This window comes from Bdellovibrio sp. (assembly GCF_047637665.1).
Taxonomy (GTDB): Bacteria; Bdellovibrionota; Bdellovibrionia; order Bdellovibrionales; family Bdellovibrionaceae; genus Bdellovibrio.
The window spans coordinates 26,345-32,665 of record NZ_JBLJBT010000006.1 but is presented as its reverse complement, the minus strand read 5'-3'; the positions used below and the strand labels follow the sequence as shown (position 1 = coordinate 32,665).

Sequence of the window (6,321 nt, the reverse complement as noted above, 5' to 3'; positions counted from 1 at the left end):
GCGCCACAAACAAAAGCATCCGCATCCGAGTGTCACGAAGCGTTTGCAAGAATTCCTTTTTTATAAACCCCCAAAGCGTTTTCATGGTTCGACATCCTTCTTGAATTTTCGCGTGGCCAATAAGATCATCACCATCAACAAAACACACAAAGCTAAAAAGGACGGCCAGATCTCGGCAATCGTGGCCCCTTGCAAAAACAGTTCGCGGCTGATTTTAATGAACCACCGCGCTGGCAATAACATTGTAAAATAATAGAAAAAGCTGGGCATATGCTCGACTGGAAAGATAAATCCCGACAACAATATTGTCGGCAAAAGACCTGAGAGCATCGCAAATTGCATACTCAACTGCTGCCGTCGGGTCATGACCGAGATCAAGAGTCCCTGAGCCAAATACGTGCTTAAAAAAATCAAACTTGAAACTAGATACAGAAAAAAGTTTCCCCGAAAAGGGATTGCGAACACCCACTGCGACATCATAAACACAAAGAGAATGGCAATCCCTCCCATCACCGAATAAGGTAAAAGCTTCCCCAAAATAATCTCAACCGGACGCACGGGAGTGGACAGCAGTAATTCCATTGAGCCATTCTCCCATTCGCGCGCCACCGTCAATGCCGTCAGAAGAATTGAAAGAATGGCGGTGATCGCGGCCGCAAGACCAGGAACCACAAACCATCGACTGTTCAATTCCGGATTAAAAAGAAACCGCGTTTCCAAGCTTAAGGGATCGTGAAGTACGCCCCCTTGTTTTTCTAAAAATTTCCTTTGAACTCCCCCCAGATATCCCACAACAGAACCCGCTGATGCATTGTCAGAACCATCCACCAAAATTTGCACTGAACTTTCTGTGGCGGGCTTTAAATCTGCGGTGAATGTCGGAGGAATGATCAGTGCCGCATACGCCAATCCCTCATCCAAGTGCTGAACAGCGTGAGCAGGGCTTGCGACATATTGTGAGATAAAATATCCGGAATTTGTGAAGGAACGGACCAACTCTAATGAAATCTCTGATTTGTTTGCGTCATGCACGACCAGTGGAATTCGATCCATATTAAACTCAATGGCGTAACCGAAAAATAGCACCATGATAACAGGCATTCCCAAGGCCATTCCCAAGGTAAAAGGATCCCGCACCACGTGGAAAACTTCTTTTTTTGCGATTGCCCAGATCGAACTTACCTTCACTTCCCCTCCACTTGATGAAGAAAGACTTCCTCCAACGTGACATCCTCAGAGTTTCGCTCAGGAAAGTTTTCCTGTTTAAGTCCTAAAGGCGAATTCAAGGCAATCAGCTCCCCTTCGCGCATCAAAGCTATTCGCTGACAGTGTTCGGCCTCATCCATATAATGTGTCGTCACAAACACCGTCTTCCCCTCGCTGGCAAGATCTCCGATCAAAGTCCAAAAGCGCTGTCGGTATGCGGGACTCACTCCAGCCGTGGGCTCATCCAAAAAAATCAATTCAGGATCATGCAACAAAGCCGCCACAAGACTGACCTGTTGCTTCACACCCCCCGGCAATTCCCTTACAAGCGTTTTCTCTGACGCCCTAAAGTGGATAAAACTTAAAAGTTTCTCTTTCTGTTCCGTAAACTTCTTTACATCCAGCTTTCGCAAGGAGGCGGCAAAATCGAGATTTTCTTTTACGTTCATATCGTCATACAAAGTAAACTTCTGCGACATATAGCCGACCTTCTTTTTCACTTCGAAAGATTGCGTCTGCACATCCAAACCGCACACCCAGGTCTTTCCCTCCGTTGGAATCAGCAATCCACAGAGGACGCGGATGGTTGTGGTTTTCCCCGCGCCATTTGCTCCGAGAAATCCGAAGACTTCTCCGGCCTTCACCGTGAAAGAAATGTTCCGGACCGCATAATAGTCGCCGAAACGAACGGAAAGATTTTGCACCTCGACGACGTTCATAGGTTCTCCAAAGAACGATCGTACTTCAGGAAAACTTCATCAAAGGTCTTACACTCTTCTTTACGCAGCAATTCTTCAGGTGCCCCTTCCAGAAGACATCTGCCATCGAAGAGCAGATGAACCTTATCGCACTTAAACGCTTCATCCATGTAAGAAGTCGTCACCAAGATCAACATCGCCTCCTGATCTCGAAGCTCGTGCAAAAGTCCCCAAAAGTCCCGACGACTTAAGGGGTCCACCCCATTTGTGGGCTCATCCAATAAAAGGACCTGCGGCGAGGACAGCAGCGAACATATCAGACCCAACTTTTTATACATTCCTCCAGATAGCTGTGAGGCCAAACGATCGGTAAAGGGTTCCAACCGCGACATTTGCAGAAGTTTTCTGCGACGGTCTTTATAAAGCATCTCGGGCAGCTCATACAGAGTTCGAAAAAACTCGAGGTGCTCGTGCACACTGAGTTCGGGATAAAGACTTTGGGTTTGAGGCATATAAGCAATAGACTCGCGAAGCTTTGTGAACTCCACCTCGACCTTGTCATCAAAATAGTGAATCTGCCCAGCATCCACATGAAGAAGTCCGATCAGATGCCTTAAAAAAGTTGTTTTCCCGGCCCCCTCCGGGCCGATGATCCCGTGAATTTCACCGGGCGTAAACTCCATTGAAAGACCTTTCAGAGCCGCCGTTCGTCCCATTTTTTTAAAGACTTCGATCGCCTTCACAGAGATCACGTGTCACCTCATTTCTTCACGCCCCACTCCAACGTCATTCCTGGCTTAAGTACTCCCTCTGGATTTTGAAATGAAACTTTCACGCCATACACCAGGCGCGTTCGTTCCTCCCGAGTCTGTACATTCTTAGGAGTGAACTCTGCTTCAGGATTTATAAAAGAAATGACTCCTGAAAACGGTTTCTTCTCCAACTCTGGCAGAAAGGCTGTGACCTCCTGTTGCAATTTCAAATGAGAGATTTCATCATGAGGAAGATAAAAATAGGCATAGACTTCATCCAGGTTCCCGATGGTCAGGAGTTTACCTCCAGGCCCCACCATTTCCCCAGGCTCAAAGTAAGTTGTCAGCACCGTTCCCCGCAACGGGGATTTGATTTCACACCATTGCAGTCGAAGCTCAATGTCGTCTTTCTTGTTTTTTACAAGGTCATAGGATTCTTGGGAGATACTGCCGCTGCGATACAGCCGAGTCGATCTTTCCAAGTTACTCTTAGCCAATGCAAAAGCAATTTGGATATCTTCGCAGGACAAACGCACCAACAACTGATCTTTTGTGACCGTCTGCCCCTCTTTAACCAAGAACTGACCTATGACTGAAGACACTCTGGCCGGAATATCCACTTTCGTGACTTCCACGGTACCGGCATATGAAAACTCACTTTTAAATAGAGTCGTTCTCACCACGTAGGCAAGGACTAGAAGGACAACGATCAACACAAGGGGCAGAATTCGTTTCTTGGACATCTTAGAGCCAAGAATAGCGACATCGTAGCCAACTAGATAGGCGGGCGTTCAAAAAGCAAAAAGCCGGGTCCTTTTAAGACACCGGCTTTTTACAGGCCCTTAATGCAGTAAGATTACTTACCAGGGAAGAACCAGCAACGAGGACGAACACCCGCTACATCACGAGGAGCATAGCAAGAACCCGCTTTATAGTCAGAGTTGCTCAAAGCTTCGTTTTCTTTAGCTACGCAGAGCATACCTGCGAAGTAAGTATCCAAACGGCATTGAGTCTCAGGATGTTGATCGTTCATACGGCTAACTTGTCTCTTATCTGGAGTACCAAAGTTAGGAGCTGTAGATTCTTTACGTAAAGATTGGAAAAGATTTGCTACAGATTGACCTGCCAAAGAACTTCTCATGCAAATCAAACGATCTTGTTCGTCTGTGAACTGAGCCTCACAACCCGCAACCGCTACAGGATCCAAATCAAGATCCTTAAGGATTGCTGCATTGTCGTCCTCAGCAAAGAAACGACGAAGACATTTCAAAGTCGCGTAGTAGTCCGCGCCACCTTCGTTAGTTGCCCAAGAACCCATCCAACCGCTGATCTTCGGAGCACCACCATTGTGATGACCGTACTCATGACAAGCAACCAAAGCGAAACCTTCGATCGTTGTTGCTTGGTGACGAGCCAAACCGCCGTACATGTTCAAAACTTGGGTTTTGCCCGATCTTTGAGCAGACGCGTTCACTGTTGGATCACTCCAAAGACGATTGATTTTCAGGTTATCACCCATTCTCTCCACATCGGCTTTAAAGATTTTCTCAATACGATCCAAAACATCATTGAACTGTTTTTCAGTGATGCCACCTGCTGTGAAAAGTCCCACTGGGATTTTCATATCATTCTCAGGTACGAAACCTGAGCAAAGTGTTTTTGTATCGGTCGCTGTATTATGCGTGAAGCCTAAAGTTGCGATTAAAGCAACTACGGCAAAGGCACGGCTTAGTGTCGATTTTGTCATGACTACCCCCTCCTTGAGTCTAGACGTGAGAAAAATCGTATCAATAGGATGCGGCCAAACTCAATTAAATTACATTTGAATGGGGCACTGCGCCTTAGTCTAGGTGGAAAAAGGGATTTGTAATTAAAGACATCGCTAAATTTAGTCGAAAAGAAAGAGGTTCATAACACTCTTGGTTTTCAGTTCAAGGAGCACTAGAAATGACGTCTTTCAAAATCTGGTTTCAAGGTCTTCGTGGCAAATTACTCTTTTCTGCGATTTTGCCAGTTGTCGCCTTTGCGATACTTACCGGAATCTCTGTTCGGTCCATGAATTCTCTCGGCGAAATGCTGAATGACGCTTACTCTGAAACCATTCCCAGTCTTGATAGTTTGGGTCAAATGGGCACACAGCGAGCTCGCGTCGGCTACTTCATATGGGCCGCTCTGGCGAACAAAGAAGACTTAAAGTCTCGCACTAACTTTATCAATAAAGCCAAAGAAGCCTTTGCTGATTTCAAGGAAGGACAAAAATATTACGAGTCCACTCCCTTCACTGAAGAAGAAACAAAAAACTACGCCAAAACAAAGGAATTCAAACCCCAGTTTTATGCCCTGACCGAGGAAATATTCGCCTCCCTGGAGAAAAATACCCCCGAGGAGGATACGAAAGTTCATAAACTCATGAACGGTGGTGATTGGCACATCATGGCCCTTGAAGTGCAAAAGGCTATCTCTACTAACATGAAGTACTACAACACGGCGGCTACTGAGAAAAATAAGCTCCAACAAGAGACAAGAACTCACCAAATTCAACTTCTCGTGCTCATTGCTGGCTTCTGTGCGACCGCTCTTTTCGGTATTTTGATGTGGATTGCCTACCGGGTAACAAACACAGTCAGTTACATTGTTTCAAACTTAGGACAGTCTGGAACACAGGTGTCGGAGGCTATCTCTCAATTAACAGCTGCGGGACAAACTCTGTCTCAGTCTTCAACAGAGGCGGCAGCGTCCTTAGAAGAAACCGTTGCCTCTCTTGAGGAAATGTCTTCCATGGTCAAAATGAACTCAGACAATGCGAAGCAAGCGGCAGCTCTTTCACAATCTTCAAAAGATGCAGCCGAACAAGGTCAAAACGAAATTTCTCAATTGATCGAATCCATGCGCGATATTTCTCAGTCCTCTAAAAAGATTGAAGAAATCATCAGCGTCATTGACGACATCGCCTTCCAGACAAACCTTCTGGCTTTGAATGCCTCCGTAGAGGCCGCTCGTGCCGGTGAACACGGAAAAGGGTTTGCTGTAGTCGCTGAAGCCGTTCGTGCGCTTGCTCAACGCTCCGCAGTAGCTGCAAAAGACATCAATGGCTTGATCAAAGACAGCGTGGAGAAAGTCGAAAAGGGCTCAAGTATTGCCGACCATTCTGGCGAAGTCCTTTCGAACATCGTGAATTCTGTCAAAAAGGTTGCAGATCTGAACAACGAAATTTCAGCAGCAAGTTCTGAGCAGACTGCCGGAATTCAACAGATCAGCAAAGCCATGAATCAATTGGATCAAGGCTCTCAAGCCAACGCCGCCTCTTCAGAAGAAGTTGCCGCGTCTGCTGAGGAAATCAGTGCTCAAACTAAGCAGATGAAGTCTATGGTTGATAACTTGGATCAAGTGATCATGGGTGGCGGCGATCAACCGGCCCTTGTTAAAAAACCGAAGGCCGAGAAAAAGGCCAAGACCGAGAAAAAAGCTTTGGCAAAAGTGGTGCCTTTCAAAGCCAAAAAATCGGAGCCGAAGCCTGCCGCTTCAACTCCTGCCCCCGCAAAGGCCGCAGCCCCTGCGTCCCGTCCCGTGGAGAAAAAACCACAGGGCGCCGCTGCCGTGATTCCCTTTGACGACGACGATCAAGATCGCAAAGTAGGAACCACCGACGGCTTCTAAGCCCCGTT

At 46.7% G+C, this 6,321-nt stretch carries 6 protein-coding genes; 1 reads left to right on the top strand and 5 read right to left on the bottom strand.

The genetic code is table 11. From position 1 onward, the window contains the following. Nucleotides 1-81: 81 nt before the first annotated feature. The 5 genes from ACM64D_RS01280 to ACM64D_RS01260 form a co-directional block, all read right to left on the bottom strand. Nucleotides 82-1,188: an ABC transporter permease gene (locus ACM64D_RS01280; protein ID WP_415061370.1), complete on the bottom strand. Its 1,107-nt coding sequence runs from the start codon at nt 1,186-1,188 to the stop codon at nt 82-84. Beyond that, on the bottom strand, nt 1,185-1,925 hold the full coding sequence (locus ACM64D_RS01275) for an ABC transporter ATP-binding protein (protein WP_415061369.1): 741 nt from the start codon (nt 1,923-1,925) through the stop codon (nt 1,185-1,187). The genes ACM64D_RS01280 and ACM64D_RS01275 overlap by 4 nt, the downstream gene beginning before the upstream one ends. After that, nucleotides 1,922-2,656 carry an ABC transporter ATP-binding protein gene (locus tag ACM64D_RS01270; RefSeq protein WP_415061368.1) on the bottom strand — a complete coding sequence of 245 codons (735 nt, stop codon included), beginning with the start codon at nt 2,654-2,656 and terminating at the stop codon, nt 1,922-1,924. Before ACM64D_RS01270 ends, ACM64D_RS01275 begins: the two co-directional genes overlap by 4 nt. An 8-nt stretch (nt 2,657-2,664) precedes the next feature. Beyond that, on the bottom strand, nt 2,665-3,399 hold the full coding sequence (locus ACM64D_RS01265) for an efflux RND transporter periplasmic adaptor subunit (protein WP_415061367.1): 735 nt from the start codon (nt 3,397-3,399) through the stop codon (nt 2,665-2,667). 113 nt (nt 3,400-3,512) lie between these two features. Further along, nucleotides 3,513-4,403 (bottom strand): hypothetical protein, encoded by an 891-nt coding sequence (locus ACM64D_RS01260; RefSeq protein WP_415061366.1) that lies wholly within the window; start codon nt 4,401-4,403, stop codon nt 3,513-3,515. 200 nt (nt 4,404-4,603) lie between these two features. Between ACM64D_RS01260 and ACM64D_RS01255 the strand changes: the two genes are divergently transcribed. Further along, nucleotides 4,604-6,313, top strand: coding sequence for a methyl-accepting chemotaxis protein (locus tag ACM64D_RS01255; protein ID WP_415061365.1), 1,710 nt, complete (start codon nt 4,604-4,606; stop codon nt 6,311-6,313). The last annotated feature ends 8 nt before the right edge of the window (nt 6,314-6,321 follow it).

What these genes read in the sequence shown, in the direction of transcription:
- ACM64D_RS01260 (WP_415061366.1), bottom strand. Translation starts at nt 4,403, where the DNA reads ATGACAAAATCGACACTAAGCCGTGCCTTTGCCGTAGTTGCTTTAATC.
- ACM64D_RS01265 (WP_415061367.1), bottom strand. Translation starts at nt 3,399, where the DNA reads ATGTCCAAGAAACGAATTCTGCCCCTTGTGTTGATCGTTGTCCTTCTA.
- ACM64D_RS01275 (WP_415061369.1), bottom strand. Translation starts at nt 1,925, where the DNA reads ATGAACGTCGTCGAGGTGCAAAATCTTTCCGTTCGTTTCGGCGACTAT.
- ACM64D_RS01255 (WP_415061365.1), top strand. Translation starts at nt 4,604, where the DNA reads ATGACGTCTTTCAAAATCTGGTTTCAAGGTCTTCGTGGCAAATTACTC.